We start from the raw sequence: 14,781 nt of genomic DNA, 5'->3' as shown, positions 1-14,781 counted from the left end.
TCGTTCAGGGCCGTTCCCGGATGGCCGGGCCCCGCCGGGCCCAGCAGACTCGTCCCCGGCAACCAGGAACGACTCTCGCAGACCGGAGACCCACACCGTGAACACCCGTACCGCTCGCAGCCGTTGGACCGCCCTCGCACTGACCGGCGCTCTCGCCGGGTCGCTGGCGCTGGGCGTCGGGGCGCCGGCCTTCGCCGCGGCGCCCGCCGCGTCCCCGGCGGCCACGGGTGCGAGCACGGCGCTGCCGCCGCTCGACCCGGCCGCGATCCGCGCCGTGCTCGCCGCCCGGCCCGGTGACGTCGTGTCGGGGGCGTTCGTCCGGGTGACCGGGAAGGCCGGCCACTTCACCGGGACCTCCGGCGACGTGAACCCCGACGGCGAGTTCCGGATCGGGTCGATCTCCAAGGTGTTCAGCGCCGCCGTGGCGCTCCAGCTGGCCGCCGAGGGCACGTTGGACCTGAACGGGACGGTGCAGCACTACCTGCCCGGGGTGCTGCCCGCCGACTACCCGCCGATCACGGTGGGCGAACTGCTCAACCACACCAGTGGGTTGCCGGGCGGCACGGTCGGCTGGGGCGACCCCTCGACCAACTGGTTCGCCGACCACCGGTTCGACAGCTGGACGCCGGAGCAGATCGTCGGCGGCCTGGCCGGCCAGCCGATGGGCTTCCAGCCCGGCACCGCGCAGCAGTACAACGGGATGAACACCTTCCTGGAGGGGCTGGTGATCGAGAAGGTCACCGGCGACAGCTACGCGCACCAGGTGCAGCAGCGGATCATCCGGCCGCTCGGGCTGCACCACACCTCCGTGCCGGAGGCGGACGACCCGCGCCTGCCGCACCCGGACGCGCACCCGTACCTGAACATCACCGAGCCGGACGGCAGCACCGGCCGGGCCGACGTCACGGAGCAGAGCCCCTGGCCGTGGGCCGAGGGCGGGCTGATCTCCAGCTCGGGCGACCTGGACCGGCTCTTCACCGCGCTGTTCGGCGGCAAGCTGCTGCCGCCCGCCCAGCAGGCCCTGCTCTTCACCGTCCCGGACGTGCCCAACTTCAACAGCTCGCACTGCGAGACCGGTCCCGGTTCGCGCGCGTGCATGAGCATGGGGCTGGAGAGCATCGTGCTCCACGGCGTCACGCTCTGGGGCAAGACCGGTTCGCGGCCGGGCTGGACCAGCGGGGTGTTCGCCACCCGCGACCTGTCCCGGACCTTGGTCTACTCGGTCAACCCCACCGGGATCAACGGCGAGGAGACCCCGTACATGATGAAGCTCGCCACCACCGCGGCCGGGCTGTCGAACTGACGCGGCGTCAGTCTGCGCGGACGAGGTCGGGTTCGGGGTCCAGGTTGCCCAGCACGGCCGCCAGCAGGCCGGGGAACCGCTCCTCGAACTCGTCCGCGCGCAGCCTGGCGCTCTGCTGCTGGCCCTGCTGGGTGCGCCGGATCAGCCCGCACTCGCGCAGCACCCGGAAGTGGTGCGAGGCGTTCGACTTGGTGATGCCCAGGGCCTGGTAGATCTGCGAGCACTCGGTCTCGCCCTGCCGGGCGAGCAGGTCGACGATCCGGAGCCTGAGCGGGTCGCTCAGCCCCTGCATCACACCGGCGAGGGTGACGTCGGGCAGGTCGGCGTGGAACGTCTCTCTCATGGCAGGCCTTCTCGTGACGCGGGGTGATGCTCCGCCAGATTACGCCAACCCGCCTTCCAATGGTTCAATGATTCTTGTACCGTCGGACCATGAATCCACGGATCTACCTCCTGGCCCTCGGCACGTTCACGGTCGGGACCGAGGGCTACGTGATCGCCGGGGTGCTCCCGGACGTCGCGCACGACCTGCACACCTCGGTCGCGGTCGGCGGGCAGCTGGTCACCGTCTTCGCCCTGGTCTACGCGCTCGCCGGGCCGCCGCTGATCGGCCTACTCCAGGGCGTGCGCCCGAAGCGGCTGCTGATCGGCGCCGCGTTAGCCTTCGCCGCGGCCAACCTGGTCGCCGCCGCCGCACCCGACGTGGCCGCGCTGGCCGGCGCCCGGGTGCTCGCCGCGGTGGGCGCCGCGCTCTTCGCCGCACCGGCCGCCGCCACTGCAGCCGCACTCTGCGGGCCCGGGGAACTCCCCCGGGCGATCGCCGTCACCGCGGGCGGCAACGCGATCGCGCTCACCCTGGGCGCGCCGATCGGCACCGTGGTCGGCGCCGCGCTCGGCTGGCGGGCCGCCTTCTGCTTCGTCGCCGGACTCGGCCTGCTCACCGCGGCGGCCGTCGCACTCGGCCTGCCCGAGGTGCCGGGCTCCCCCGCCGGCGGCGCCGGACGCCTCGGCCTGCTGCGCCGCCCGCCGATCCGCTGGGGCCTGGCCGGCACGCTCGGGCTCTTCCTGGCCGCCTACGCCCTCTACACCTACCTCGCCCCGGTCGCCCGGCGCGCCACCGGCTTCGGCGGCGACGGCTTGGCCGCGCTGATGATCGTCTTCGGCGCGGGCGGCTTCCTCGCGGGCCGGCTGATCCACGCCGTGCTGGCCCGCCGCTCGCTCGCCGTCGTGCTGCGCACCGCGCTGCTGGTGATCGCCGGCCTGCTCGCGGCGCTCACCCTCGCCACCCTCGTGCCCCGGCCGGCGGTGACCGGGGTCATCGCCTTCCCGCTGCTCTTCGCCTTCGGCGCCGCCTGGTGGTCCGGCGGCATCGGCCAGCAGACCCGATTGGCTGCCCTGGCACCCCAACAGCGCACGCAGGCACTCGGGTTGCACTTCTCCGCGCAGTACCTCGGGGTGGCGATCGGCGGCGCGGCCGGCGGCCTGGCCCTCTCCCTCGGCGGTCCCGCCGCGGTGCCGGCGCTGGCCGGAGTGGTCGCCCTGGCCACGATCCTGACGGTCCGTCAGGTCTCACCCGGGCCGACCGCCGGAGCCGGCTCGGTGGTGCCGCCGCAGCGCACGACGGCCACCCGGTGACCGATGCCGACCGCCGCGTCCCGGCGAGCCGACGAGTGCCGCCTCAGGCCGCCACGTCGAACAGCGCGGTGCCGTTGCGGCGGATGTACGCACCCAGCCGGGCCAGCGAGTCGGGCACCGCGGCGCGGTAGGCGGTGTCCAGCTCGCGCATCGCCGTCCGGTCCAGCAGGTCCAGCATCCGCCCGGTGGTGGTGCCGTCCCAGTCGCCCCGCACCGGCGTGCTGGCCCGGTAGGCCGACTGGGCCCGGCTGATCTCCCGCTGGAAGCGGCGGAACACCTCCAGCAGCGGCCCGTCGCCGAGCGCCAGCAGGCTGCGCTCGGTGAGCGCCCAGAAGTCCGGGTCCACCGTGCGGTGCGGGAGCTCGGCGCAGAAGCCGGTCAGCGCGTTGCCGCCGTGCGTGTGCAGCACCCAGTAGCCGAACAGCGCGCCGCGCACCGGGTCCAGGCCGGCCACGATCTCCTTGCTCCGCTCCGGCCCGGCCACCGCGAACTGACGGATGATCAGCGAGACCGAGCGGGCGAGCAGCCGGTCCGGGGTCAGTGAGTCCAACTCCGTGGCGGTGATCGGGACGAGGGGCACGGTCAGGGTCACGGCGACTCCGTTTCGGGCGGGCGGCACGCTTCCAGCCGCCTCCTGCGGGGGAGCATACGCCCGCGCCGACCGGGCGGTCTCAGCCTCGCATGATCCCGCCGACGATCCCGCCGAGCCCCGCGCCCTCGGCCGCGGCCGTCGCGCCGTCGCGGGCCAGGTAGGGCTCCAGGGCGTGCGCCAGGTTGGGCAGCGGCATGCTCTGCAGCCAGATCTGGCCGGGCCCGGTGAGCGCGACCAGGTGGTAGCCGTCGCCGCCGAAGATCTTGTTCGCGATGCCGGGCACGGTGGTGATGGTGAACTGCACCGACTCGTCGAACATCCCGACGTGGCCGGGGTGCACCAGCATGGTCTGGCCGGCCCCGAGGGTGTACTGGGTCAGCTCGCCGGAGAGCTCGATCCAGGCCCGCCCCTGGCCCTCCAGGCGCTGCAGCACGAAACCGTCGCCACCCCACAACCCGCCCCGGAAGGACTGCTGGAGGGCGATCGTCGGGGTGATGCCCGGGGTGCCGCAGACCCAGCCGTGCCGGTGCACCAGCACCGCGCGCCCGGGCGCCACGTCCACCGGCACGATGTGCCCGGGCACCTTGGCGGCGAAGGCCACCAGCCCGGCGCTGCCGTGCGCCTGGTAGCGGGTCAGGAAGATCCCGCCGCCGCTGACCGCCCGCTTGAGCGTGCCGAGCAGTCCGCCGCCGCGCGGCCCGCCGCTGTTGGTGGTCTGCGACATCTGGATGTTGGCGGTCATCCAGGAGAGCTCGCCGTGCGCGGAGACCACCTGCTCCCCCGGCGCCAGCTGGATCTCCAGCACCGGCATCGTGCTGCCCTTGACCTCGGCCTGCATCACACCACCCCCTGGCTCCGGCCGTGCCGGCCGGCGACTTGCGCGGGCTCCCCCCGCTGACGGCCATTGTGCCCAGTCGTGAGCACGGTCCAGCCGTTCGGGACGGGATCGGTACAGAGTGCGGAGGATCCCTTGACCATTTTCTGACATACCGTGAGGAAAACCTTCCTGTATGAATTATTTTTCCTCCGCACGCCACCAACCGCTCCCGGCCCGCGTCTGAGTTGTAGGTGGGGGCCCCGGGATCCGCGGTGCCCCCAGCACAGCCACCCGGGAGGGTCCCGGGGACTGAGGAGGACCGATGAGCGAGCAGGACCCGAGCACGGCCGAGGACGAGGCGCCGCGGAGCACCCGTCGGCAGCGGCGGCGCACCGCGCCGATCGCCCTGGCCGGGCGCACCCTGGTGCTCGGCGTCTCGCTGGCCGTCTTCGGCACCTGCGGGTTCAGCTGGTACACCTTCCACTCGCTCACCACCGGGATCACCACCTCCGACGCGCTCGCCCCGGTCAAGCAGGCGGCCCCGCCGCGCCCCACCGACAGCGCCGGCCACCTGGACAACTCGGTCAACCTGCTGCTGATCGGGCTGGACAGCCGGCGAGACCAGGACGGCAACGCGCTGCCCTCGGACGTGCTGCAGAACGACCTGCACGCCGGCTCCACCTCGGACATCGGCGGCTACAACACCAACACGCTGATCCTCATGCACATCCCGGCCAACGGCGGCAAGGTCGAGGCCTTCTCCATCCCGCGCGACGACTACGTCGACCTGATCAACGCCCCGGGGCAGCCGAAGCTCGGCAAGCACAAGGTCAAGGAGGCCTACGACCGGGCGAAGTACCAGGCCGTCAAGGAGCTGACCGCGAAGGGGGTCACCGATCCGGTGGAGTTGGAGCACCAGAGCCGCGAGGCCGGGCGGCAGGCCACCCTGCTGACGGTGCAGAACATGCTCCAGGTGCCGATCGACCACTTCGCCGAGGTCAACCTGATCGGCTTCTACGACGTGGCCCAGGCGCTCGGCCCGATCGAGGTCTGCCTGAAGAAGGCGGTCAAGGACCCGATCGTGGCGCGCACCGCGACCCGGGCCGGCCACGGCTCGGGTGCCGACTTCCCGGCCGGGCCGCAGCAGCTGAACGCCGCCCAGGCGCTCTCCTTCGTCCGCCAGCGCTACAACCTGCCCAACGGCGACCTGGACCGGACGCACCGTCAGCAGGCCTTCCTGGCCGGGGTGACCAAGAAGCTCAAGGACCAGGGCGTCTTCGGCGACCTGGGCAAGATGCAGAGCCTGCTGGACGCGGTGAAGAAGGACGTGGTGATCGACAGCAGCTGGAACGTGCTCGACTTCGCCCAGCAGGTGCCGAACCTGACGGGCGGCAACGTCGAGTTCAACACCCTCGGCTCGGTGATCAGCCAGCCCGACCTGGGCGGCGGCGACGGGGACGTGAACATCGTCGACGTGGACAAGATCCGCGCCCAGGTGAAGCAGACCATCGGGTACGCCGACGCCAGCCCGGCCGCGCCCACCTCGTCCCCGTCCTCGTCCCCGGATGCGCCGACGTCCTCGGCCGAGCCGTCGCCGTCCCTGTCCGCAACGTCGGCGGACCCGACGTCCGGCGCCTCGGACGGCCCCACCGCCTCCGCCGGAGCCGGCGCCGACAGCACGGACGACGCGACCGGCAGCTCCACCGCCGGCCCCACCAGCAGCCCCAGCGGCGATTCGATCGCCGACGAGTTCAGCGGCAACGCGGTCGAGGGCGGCAGCATCCCCTGCGTGTACTGACCTGCGTCAAGGCCGTGTCAACACCCCGGGCGGCGGGGTCAAGGAGCCGTCAGGAGCGGGCGCCGGGTGGCCGGTGGCGGGGTTAGCGTCGATGGGCGCCCCGCCGCCGCGAGGCCCGAACCGCACCTTAGAACCGCTCCTGGAGCAGCCATGGACCAGCGCAGCACCACCGGCGCCGAGGAACCCGAGCTAGTCATCCCGGTCAGGCCCGGTCCGGCGGGTCTCACCCTCCGCCTCTTCCGCACCCCGCTGGGCGAGCGCACCGCCGTCGCCTTCAGCACCGTCGAGCGGCTCGGCGCCGCGCTCGGCCCGGAGCAGCCCTGGACCACCCTGTGCCCGACCGCGCTGCGCGAGCTCGCCGAACCGCTCGGGGTGGCGCTGCTCACCGTCGACCCGCAACTGGTCGCCCCCGCCCCGCGCCCGCTGGCCCCGACGCCGCTGCCGGCCCCGGTCCCGGCCGGGTAGCAGCCGCGGCTCACGGCCGCAGCGCGGCCCGCACGGCGGCCGCCACCCGTTCGGCCGCGGCCCGGTCCGGGTAGCGGGTGCGCGGCCAGAAGAAGCCGCGCAGCCCGTCCTTCGGGTTGCGCGGCACCACGTGCACGTGCAGGTGCGGCACCGACTGGCTGACCCGGTTGTTCATCGCCACGAACGAGCCCCGCGCGCCGGTGCCCTCCTCCACCGCCGCGGTGAGCCGGCGCACCCGCTCGAAGAACGGACCGGTCAGCTCGGCCGGCAGCTCGGTCAGCACCGCCACGTGACGCACCGGCACCACCAGCAGGTGCCCGGGGAAGAGCGGCCGGTGGTCCAGGAACGCCAGCGCCACCTCGTCGCGGTGCACCTCCACCAGGTCCGAGCCGGCCGGATCCGCCACGAAGGAGCAGAACAGGCAGCCGGTCACGGGTCGTCACCTCCCGCCCGCAGTTCGCTGATCACCGCCCAGAGCACCGAGACCAGCGGCAGCGCCACCACCGCGCCGATCACCCCGGCCAGGATGCCGCCGGCGATCACCGAGAGCGCCACCGCCACCGGGTGGATCCGGATCGCCCAGCTCATCACCACCGGGTGCAGCACGTGGCCCTCGATCTGGCCGATCACCACGATCAGGACGAGCACGACCGCCGCCGTCACCGGCCCGCGCGAAGCCAGCGCCACCACCGCCGCGATCACCATCGCGATCGGCGAGCCGATCAGCGGCACCAGGGTGGCGAAGAACTCCAGCACCACCAGCGGCACCACCAGCGGCACCCGCAGCAGCGCCAGCGCGATGCCGACCAGCACCGCGTTGCTGGCCGCGACGATCACGATGCCGCGGGTGTAGCCGGCGAAGGTGCGCCAGGCGGTCCGCCCGCCGCGGTCCCAGGTGCCGCGGACGCCGGACGGGAGCTGGCCCAGCAGCCAGGCCCACATCCGGTCGCCGGAGTGGGTGAAGAAGATCGAGCAGAACAGTGCCAGCGCCGCGCCGGTGGCCGCCTCCACCACCTTCCCCGCCTGGCTGACCGCGGTGTTGATCAGGGTGGCCTTGTGCGCGGACAGGTAGGAGCCGAGCTTGTTCTGCAGCTGGGTGGCGGTCTGCGGGCGGACGTGGAACGGCGCGCCCTCCAGCCAGTGCTCGATCCGCCCGACGCCGCCGCGGAACTCGTTGACCAGGCTGTTCCACTGGTCGGCCACCGAGGCGCCGATGCCCGCGAGCAGCCCGGCGAGCAGCAGCAGGGAGCCGAGCACCGCCACCGCGACGGCCAGCGAGCGGGGCAGTCGGCGGGCCGCCAGGTCGGCCACCGGGCGCAGCACCGAGGTGAACACCAGCGCGACGAAGACCGCCACCACCGGCAGCACCAGCCGGCCGAGCACCAGCAGCACCAGGTAGAGCGCTGCGGCCAGCACCAGCAGCCGCCAGGTGTACCCGGCCGCGCGTTGCAGCCCGGGCGCCACCGGGCGGCCGCCCCTGCTCGATCGCTCCATGACGGCAGTCTGCGGTCCGGACCGGCGGGTGCCCCCGCACCGCGCGGTACGGGGGCACCGTGTTAATCCTATTGACGGAGCATCACGGCAGCGGGGTGGGCGCGGCCAGGTAGGACTGGGTGCGGGTGGCCCAGTACCCGAAGTCGCCGGGCGCCGTCTGGTCGGCCCCGGAGGTCTCCGGCACGCCGTAGGTGCTGGTGCCGGTGCCGGCCCCGAACAGGATGGCGACCACGCCGGCGGCCGCCGCCTCGGGCAGGTGCGAGCCCCAGGTGACGGTGCTTCCGTTCACCGACACCTTGGGGTCGTTGCCCGGGTTGCTGGAGTAGAAGGCCAGGTTGTTTCCGCTGGAGGTGAAGGAGTCGCCGTACCAGAAGGTCGAGGAGGAGTCCTCGGCCTGCTCCTGGGTGACGTTGTCCAGGTCGGGGAAGGTGCCGGAGGCGTTGAAGTACGTCGGGCTCGGGGTGTGCGTGGAGTTGAGGTGGCCGACCGCGAGCTGCCAGAGCACGGCGGGCAGCCCGAGGTCCTGACGGATCGTCTGGACGTAGAGCAGGTAGTTGCTCCAGTGCGCGGCGTTCAGGTAGCGGACGTCGCCGGCCGGGTTCGGGTCGCGCAGCACGCCGTAGTCCTGGCCCCACTGGTCGAAGGCGACGAAGTCGGCCTGGTAGCCGAGGTCGGCGGTCTTCAGGAAGGCGGCCACCTGGTTCGCCGTGTTGACCACCGACTGGCGGCCGGCGGTCCAGCCCATGGTGTCGGTGTCCTTCAGCGCGTCGCGCACGCCCCAGGTGTTGACCTCCCAGCCGAGGAAGGCGCTGGGGTCGTACTTCTTGACGGTGTAGCTGATCGCCTCGACCAGGCCCTTGAGGGTGTTGTCGAAGGCCGGGTCGGTGCCGCTGGTGAGCACTCCGGAGGAGTAGACGGCGCTGGTCGCGGCGGCCATCTTGGTGGCGTCGCTGCCGTAGTTCTGCTGCAGGTAGCCCATCATGTCGGGCTCGATCACCCAGCCGACCGGCTTGCCGCCGGAGGCCGCGTTGGCGGCGGTGGCGGCGTTCTTCAGGGCCTGGAAGTAGCTGGTGAGCCAGCCGGAGTTCTGCATGTTGGTCCAGTCGACGCTGGTGCCGTCGATGTTGCCGTTCATGCCGTACTCCGTCAGCACCGGGGTCATGCCGAGCTGTTCGGAGTGCTGGACCATCGTGGTGGTGGTCGCGGCCCAGTTCGGCATGTCGTTGCCGACCAGGTACTCGTACCCGTAGTCGGGCAGCTTGCCGTGGGTGCCCCAGCTGCTGAAGAACGAGTCCACGTTCGGGCCGGGGGTGTAGACGCTGCCGATCGCCAGGTAGTTGGGGTGCCAGGGCGCGGTGCCACCGCCGCCGGAGCCCTGGGTGGTGGCGGTGACGGCGGCGGAGGGGGCGGACTCGTGGCCGGCCGCGTCCAGGGCGGTGACGGTGTAGCTGTGGGTGCTGCCGGCGGCCAGGCCGGTGAGGGTCGCCGAGGTGGTGCTCGGGGTGGCTACGGCGGTCGAGCCGTCGTAGACCTTGTAGCCGGTGGCGGCGCTGCCGGTGGCCGGCTCGGTCCAGGCGAGCGAGACGCTGGAGCTGGTGGTGGCGGTGACGGCGAGTCCGGTCGGGGTGGCGGGGGTCTGGTTGCCGCCGCCCCCGCCGGCCGGGCCGGTGAGCTGCACGTCGTCGGCGTAGTAGCTGCCCTCGCCGTACCAGCCGTGCAGGTAGAGGGTGACCGAGGTGGTGGTCGCGCCGGTGGTGAAACCGGTGCTGAGCTGCTGCCAGCCGGTGGCCGACGGGGTCCAGGCGGCGTTGCCGAGGTTCTGCGCGCCCAGGTAGACGTAGGCGCCCTGCACCCAGGCGCTCAGCGTGTAGGCGGAGTTGGGCTGCACGGCGACGGTCTGGGTGCACTGGGCGTCGTCGGAGCCGCTCGCGGCGCCGGCCAGGGCGTCGTTGCCGGAGTGCACCGGCGAGTGGACCACGGTGGCGGTGCCGGCGTCGCAGCTCCAGCCGGTCAGGTCACCGGTCTCGAAACCGGGGTTGGTCACCAGGTTGGCGCTGTCGGCGCGGGCGGCGCCGGTGGCCGCGAGCGAGCCGCCGAGCAGCAGGGCGCCGCTGGTCAGCAGGGCGAGCAGGGAGCGCGGGCGCCGGCGGACGGCATGGCGGGGCAATGGATCCTCCTGCGAGCGAACGGTGGGGGCGACGCGTGGCAGTTGATACGGGCTTGACAATGGACTAGACCTATCGCGCCGTCAAGGGCCGTTCCCACGCGCTGCCTTGACCACCGCGCCGACCGCCGCGGTGGCGACCGCGGCGACCACCGCGTTGGCCACCGCATTGGCCACCGCGGCGGCGGTCGCAACCAGTCGGTCCACTGACGGGTCCACCTCGGCTTCCACCAACTGAACCCCTTTCCGACGGCTCCCGGTCACCTCCGCCGCCCGGACCGAGCCGACATACTGTCCCTCAGACGTGGAAGCGGGCCGCGTCCGTTAACGTGATCACCTATCAGGGCAGCTCACCGACGGTGGAGGAGGTGGCGGGTGGACCCTGCGGATCCAGACCGGCGGGCCGACGGGGGACTGATCGAGGCGGCCGCCGCCGAGTTGGGTGCCGATCCGGTGGACCTGCTGTCGGCCCTCACCGACCAGGCGCCGTTCGGGCTGGCCCTGCTCGACCTCCGGCTGCGCTGGCGGTACGTCAACCCGGCCGTGCAGCGGCTGACCGGCCACCCGGCCGAACAGCTGACGGGCAGTGTGCTGGGCCCCCGCTCGGCCCGGACCCTGGAACGGGTGCTGGCCGACGGCCGCACCCGGACGCTGCCCGTCAGCGACCTGCTGCCGCTGCCCCACCCCGGCGACCGGGCCAGGCGCCCGCTCACCGCCGTGGCCCGGCGGCTGGAGCTGCACGGCCGCCCGGTCGGCCTGGTGATCGCGGTGACCACGGTCGAACCGGCCCCGGACCGCCACGACCTGGAGCACGCCCGGGCCCGGCTGACCCTGCTGGACGCCGCCGCCGAGCGGATCGGCACCACCCTGGACATCGGCACCACCTGCACCGAACTGGCCGACTTCACCGTGCCCCGGCTGGCCGACCTGGCCACCATCGACGTGCTGCCGCCGGAGGCGGCCGTGCGGGACAGCGGAGCCGGCGGCAGCGTGCCCCGGCTGCGGCGCACCGCCGTGGCCCGCGCCCCGCACCTGCGCGGCCGGCTGGCCGAGCTGGCCCTGCCGGGCGAATCGATCCGCTACCTGCCCGGCACGGCCGCCGCCCGCTGCCTGGCTACCGGCAAGCCCGTCGCGGTCAACCAGCTGACGCCGCAGGAGCTGACCGGCGCCGCCGCCGACCCGGCCACCGCCGCCGCCTACCGGGCCGCCGGGGTGGACGCGCTGCTGGAGGTGCCGCTGACCGCCCGGGGCCAGCTGATCGGCATGCTCTCGCTGGCCCGCACCGGCGAGGCCTCGCCCTCCGGGTTCACCGACGACGACGTGGTGCTGGTCCAGGACCTGGCCGGCCGGGCGGCGCTCAGCATCGACAACGCCCGCCGCTACACCCGCTCCCAGGGCATCGCCCTGGAGCTGCAGCGCGCCCTGCTGGCCGAACCGGGCAGCCCGCACCCCAACCTGGAACTGGCCTCGCGCTACCTGCCCTCCGGCACCAGCTCGGTGGTCGGCGGCGACTGGTACGAGACGGTGCGGCTGCCCTTCGGGCGCACCCTGCTGGTGATGGGCGACGTGATGGGGCACGGCGTGGAGGCCGCCGTGGACATGAGCAGCTACCGCTCGATGCTGCGCTACGTGGCCTCGATGGACCTGCCGCCGCACCGGATCCTGCGCCAGCTGGACCACCTGATCTCGGAGAACGAGTCCGCCCGGCCCGCCACCTGCCTGCTGGCGCTGGCCGACCCGGCCCGGCAGCGCTGGACCCTCTCCAGCGCCGGCCACCTGCCGCCCGCGCTGCTCACCGCCGACCGCCCGATCGAGCTGCTGGACGTGCCGACCGGACCGCCGCTCGGCACCGGCCTGGGCGGCTACGAGCAGACCACCCGCGAACTGGCGCCCGGCCAGGTGCTGATGCTCTACACCGACGGCCTGGTGGAGCGCCGGGGCGAGGACATCGACGCCTCGCTCGCCCGGCTCGCCGGGCTGCACCTGCCGGTCGGCGGCGACCTGGACGACCTGCTGGACGCCACCCTGCGCGGGCTCACCCCGCAGGACGCCGAGGACGACATCGCGCTGCTCGCCGCCCGGGCCCGGATCCGCTCCTGACGGGCCGTCGTGCCCCGTGCTCCTGACGGCCCGTCAGCGGGTGCGGTAGCCCAGCTCCGGGCGCCCCACCTGGCCGTAGCGCGGCTCGCGGACCGCCAGGCCGACGGTCACCAGGTGCTCCAGGTAGCGGCGCGCGGTGATCCGCGAGACGCCGGCCGCCGCGCCCGCCTCGGCGGCGGTGACGCTGCCCGGCGCCGCGCGCAGCACCCGGGCCACCGCGTCCAGGGTCTCCGCGCTCAGGCCCTTGGGCAGGGCGGTGCGCTCGGCGGTGCGCAGCACGGCGAAGGCCTGGTCCACCTCGTCCTGCCCGGTCGCCACGCCCGGGCCGGCCAGGGTGGCGCGGTAGCGGGCGTAGCGCTCCAGCCGCTCGTGCAGGGTGGCGGCGCCGAACGGCTTGAGCAGGTACTGCACCACGCCGACCGAGACGGCCCGGCGCACGGTCTCCAGCTCCCGGGCCGAGGTCACCGCCATCACGTCCACCTGGTGCCCGGCGGCCCGGAACAGGCCGACCAGGCGCAGGCCGTGGCCGTCGGGCAGGTGCAGGTCGAGCAGCACCAGGTCCACCGGCCGGCCCTCGGCCCGGGCCCGGTCGAGGAAGCGCAGGGCGTCGCGCGCGGAGTGCACGGCGCCGGCCGCGTGGAAGCCCTCGGCGCGGTTGACGTAGAGCGCGTGGGCGTCGGCGGCGACCGGATCGTCCTCCACGACCAGGACCTCGATCACCGGACCACCGCCTGCTCCGCCTGCTCGGTCTGCTCGGCCTGGTCGACGTGTTCGACTTGGTCGACCTGTTCGAGCGGGAGGCGGACGGTGAGCACCGCGCCGCGCTCCCTCCCCACCTCCACCGTGCCGCCGTTGCGCCGGGCCGCCTGGGCGACCAGGGCCAGCCCGAGGCCGTGGCCGGCCTGCTGCTTGGTGGACCAGCCGCGCCGGAACACCTCGCCGACCTCGGCCGGGTCGATCCCGGGGCCGCTGTCGGCGACCCGCAGCAGCAGTTCGCCGTCGGCCGCCCTGGCGGTGACCACCACCTCGGGCGCGGCGCCGTCCGGCGAGGCGGCCAGCAGCGCGGCGTCCAGCGCGTTGTCGATCAGGTTGCCGAGGATGGTGACCAGGTCGCGGGCGGGCAGCCGGGGCGGCAGCACCCCGTCGTCGATCCGGCTGTCCGGGGTGAGGTGGAACTCGACCCCGCTCTCGGCCGCCTGCGCCGCCTTGCCCAGCAGCAGTGCGCTCAGCACCGGTTCACCGACCGCCGAGACGACCTGGTCGGTGAGCCGCTGAGCGAGCGCGAGTTCGGTGGTGGCGAACTCCACCGCCTCCCGGTGGCGGCCGAGTTCGACCAGCGAGACGACGGCGTGCAGCCGGTTGGCCGCCTCGTGCGCCTGCGCGCCGAGCGCCTCGCCGAAGCCGCGCACCGTGTCCAGCTCCCCGGCCAGCGACTGGAGTTCGGTGTGGTCGCGCAGGGTGACCACGGTGCCGAGGGCGTTCGGCCCGATCGGCGTCGCGTTGACCACCAGCACCCGGTCCCGGGTCAGGTGCACCTCGTCGTGCACCGGCTCGCTGCCGAGCACCGCCGCGACCAGCGACTCGGGCAGCCCGCAGGAGCCGAACTCGGCACCCGGCTCGGCAATCTGACGGCCCAACAGGTCGCGCGCCGCGTCGTTGCAGAGCACCACCCGGCCGGCCGGGTCGAGCAGGATCAGGCCCTCGCGCACCGAGTGCAGGGTGGCCTGGTGGTACTCGTAGAGGTGGCTGAGCTCGGCCGCGCCCATGCCGTGGGTGTGCCGGCGCAGCCGGGCGTTGGCCAGGTAGGTGCCGATCCCGCCGACCAGCAGCGCGCCGCCGGCCACCCCGACCAGGGCGAGCAGCGGTCCGTGCAGCCGGTCGCTGATCGAGTGCACCGTGATCCCGACGCTGACCAGGGCGGTGACCCGGCCCTGGTCGTCCAGGACGGGGGTGACGGCGCGCACCGAGGGGCCGAGGGTGCCGGTGTAGGTCTCGGTGAACGTCCGCCCGCGCAGCGCCGGGCCGGTGTCGCCGAGGAACGGCTTGCCGATCTGCGCCGGGTCGCGGTGCGCCCAGCGGATGCCGTGGGTGTCCATCACGGTCACGAAGTCCACCGCGGTGTCCACCCGGACCCGCTCGGCGTACGGCTCCAGCACGGCCGTCGGGTCCGGCCCGGTCACGGCCGCCCGCACGCTCGGGGTGTCGGCCACCGCCCGGGCCACGGCGGTGACCTGGCGCGCGGCGGTGTCCCGGGCCTGGTCGGCGGTGAACACGTAGGCCAGCACCGCGCCGCCCGCCACCACCACGGCGACGATCACCACCTGCACCGCGAAGAGCTGGCCGGCCAGGCTGCGGAGCAGCCGGCGCGGGGCGGGGAGGCGTGTGGTGGGCATGTCGGACAGTCTGCCGCACC

14 protein-coding genes are annotated in these 14,781 nt (G+C 73.8%); 5 read left to right on the top strand and 9 right to left on the bottom strand.

The annotated features are described in order from the left end of the window. The first annotated feature begins 97 nt into the window (after positions 1-97). On the top strand, positions 98-1,303 hold the full coding sequence (locus FHX73_RS37540) for a serine hydrolase domain-containing protein (protein ID WP_145910527.1): 1,206 nt from the start codon (positions 98-100) through the stop codon (positions 1,301-1,303). Between the two features lie 7 nt (positions 1,304-1,310). On the opposite strand, the gene FHX73_RS37535 is transcribed toward FHX73_RS37540, so the two are convergent. Beyond that, complete coding sequence (locus tag FHX73_RS37535; protein WP_145910526.1) at positions 1,311-1,646, bottom strand: ArsR/SmtB family transcription factor; 336 nt, start codon at positions 1,644-1,646, stop codon at positions 1,311-1,313. 89 nt (positions 1,647-1,735) lie between these two features. Between FHX73_RS37535 and FHX73_RS37530 the strand changes: the two genes are divergently transcribed. Then, positions 1,736-2,938, top strand: a complete 1,203-nt coding sequence (locus FHX73_RS37530) for an MFS transporter (RefSeq protein WP_145910525.1) — start codon at positions 1,736-1,738, stop codon at positions 2,936-2,938. A 43-nt stretch (positions 2,939-2,981) separates the two neighbouring features. Here FHX73_RS37530 and FHX73_RS37525 read toward each other — a convergent pair whose 3' ends face one another. Beyond that, positions 2,982-3,530 (bottom strand): hypothetical protein, encoded by a 549-nt coding sequence (locus FHX73_RS37525; protein WP_145910524.1) that lies wholly within the window; start codon positions 3,528-3,530, stop codon positions 2,982-2,984. A 79-nt stretch (positions 3,531-3,609) separates the two neighbouring features. Beyond that, positions 3,610-4,368, bottom strand: a complete 759-nt coding sequence (locus FHX73_RS37520) for an AIM24 family protein (RefSeq protein WP_145910523.1) — start codon at positions 4,366-4,368, stop codon at positions 3,610-3,612. A gap of 301 nt (positions 4,369-4,669) precedes the next feature. On the opposite strand from FHX73_RS37520, the gene FHX73_RS37515 reads away from it, so the two are divergent. Next, positions 4,670-6,145, top strand: a complete 1,476-nt coding sequence (locus FHX73_RS37515; RefSeq protein WP_145910522.1) for an LCP family protein — start codon at positions 4,670-4,672, stop codon at positions 6,143-6,145. A 150-nt stretch (positions 6,146-6,295) separates the two neighbouring features. Further along, positions 6,296-6,610 carry an SAV_915 family protein gene (locus FHX73_RS37510; RefSeq protein WP_145910521.1) on the top strand — a complete coding sequence of 105 codons (315 nt, stop codon included), beginning with the start codon at positions 6,296-6,298 and terminating at the stop codon, positions 6,608-6,610. A 10-nt stretch (positions 6,611-6,620) separates the two neighbouring features. Here the strand turns inward: FHX73_RS37510 and FHX73_RS37505 are convergent, their stop codons facing one another. The 4 genes from FHX73_RS37505 to FHX73_RS47575 form a co-directional block, all read right to left on the bottom strand. Then, positions 6,621-7,043 carry an HIT family protein gene (locus FHX73_RS37505; protein ID WP_170305258.1) on the bottom strand — a complete coding sequence of 141 codons (423 nt, stop codon included), beginning with the start codon at positions 7,041-7,043 and terminating at the stop codon, positions 6,621-6,623. Next, positions 7,040-8,104: an AI-2E family transporter gene (locus tag FHX73_RS37500; RefSeq protein ID WP_145910520.1), complete on the bottom strand. Its 1,065-nt coding sequence runs from the start codon at positions 8,102-8,104 to the stop codon at positions 7,040-7,042. The genes FHX73_RS37505 and FHX73_RS37500 overlap by 4 nt, the downstream gene beginning before the upstream one ends. Positions 8,105-8,186: 82 nt before the next feature. Beyond that, positions 8,187-10,271 (bottom strand): carbohydrate binding domain-containing protein, encoded by a 2,085-nt coding sequence (locus FHX73_RS37495; protein ID WP_170305257.1) that lies wholly within the window; start codon positions 10,269-10,271, stop codon positions 8,187-8,189. An 81-nt stretch (positions 10,272-10,352) separates the two neighbouring features. After that, complete coding sequence (locus FHX73_RS47575) at positions 10,353-10,475, bottom strand: hypothetical protein (protein ID WP_342795359.1); 123 nt, start codon at positions 10,473-10,475, stop codon at positions 10,353-10,355. Positions 10,476-10,643: 168 nt separating this feature from the next. On the opposite strand from FHX73_RS47575, the gene FHX73_RS37485 reads away from it, so the two are divergent. Continuing rightward, positions 10,644-12,368 carry a SpoIIE family protein phosphatase gene (locus FHX73_RS37485; protein ID WP_145910517.1) on the top strand — a complete coding sequence of 575 codons (1,725 nt, stop codon included), beginning with the start codon at positions 10,644-10,646 and terminating at the stop codon, positions 12,366-12,368. Positions 12,369-12,401: 33 nt separating this feature from the next. Here the strand turns inward: FHX73_RS37485 and FHX73_RS37480 are convergent, their stop codons facing one another. Both FHX73_RS37480 and FHX73_RS37475 read right to left on the bottom strand, forming a co-directional pair. Next, complete coding sequence (locus FHX73_RS37480) at positions 12,402-13,088, bottom strand: response regulator (protein WP_145910516.1); 687 nt, start codon at positions 13,086-13,088, stop codon at positions 12,402-12,404. Beyond that, a complete protein-coding gene (locus FHX73_RS37475) occupies positions 13,085-14,761 on the bottom strand; it encodes a sensor histidine kinase (protein ID WP_145910515.1) in 1,677 nt (558 codons plus the stop codon). The genes FHX73_RS37480 and FHX73_RS37475 overlap by 4 nt, the downstream gene beginning before the upstream one ends. Positions 14,762-14,781 lie beyond the last annotated feature (20 nt).

Origin of the sequence: Kitasatospora viridis (genome assembly GCF_007829815.1) — a bacterium.
GTDB lineage: Bacteria > Actinomycetota > Actinomycetes > Streptomycetales > Streptomycetaceae > Kitasatospora > Kitasatospora viridis.
The sequence above is the reverse complement of the archived record's forward strand: the minus strand, read 5'-3'. Positions and strand labels throughout refer to the sequence as shown.

What these genes read in the sequence shown, in the direction of transcription:
- FHX73_RS37535 (WP_145910526.1), bottom strand. Translation starts at nt 1,646, where the DNA reads ATGAGAGAGACGTTCCACGCCGACCTGCCCGACGTCACCCTCGCCGGT.
- FHX73_RS37530 (WP_145910525.1), top strand. Translation starts at nt 1,736, where the DNA reads ATGAATCCACGGATCTACCTCCTGGCCCTCGGCACGTTCACGGTCGGG.
- FHX73_RS37520 (WP_145910523.1), bottom strand. Translation starts at nt 4,368, where the DNA reads ATGCAGGCCGAGGTCAAGGGCAGCACGATGCCGGTGCTGGAGATCCAG.
- FHX73_RS37515 (WP_145910522.1), top strand. Translation starts at nt 4,670, where the DNA reads ATGAGCGAGCAGGACCCGAGCACGGCCGAGGACGAGGCGCCGCGGAGC.
- FHX73_RS37510 (WP_145910521.1), top strand. Translation starts at nt 6,296, where the DNA reads ATGGACCAGCGCAGCACCACCGGCGCCGAGGAACCCGAGCTAGTCATC.
- FHX73_RS37500 (WP_145910520.1), bottom strand. Translation starts at nt 8,104, where the DNA reads ATGGAGCGATCGAGCAGGGGCGGCCGCCCGGTGGCGCCCGGGCTGCAA.
- FHX73_RS37475 (WP_145910515.1), bottom strand. Translation starts at nt 14,761, where the DNA reads ATGCCCACCACACGCCTCCCCGCCCCGCGCCGGCTGCTCCGCAGCCTG.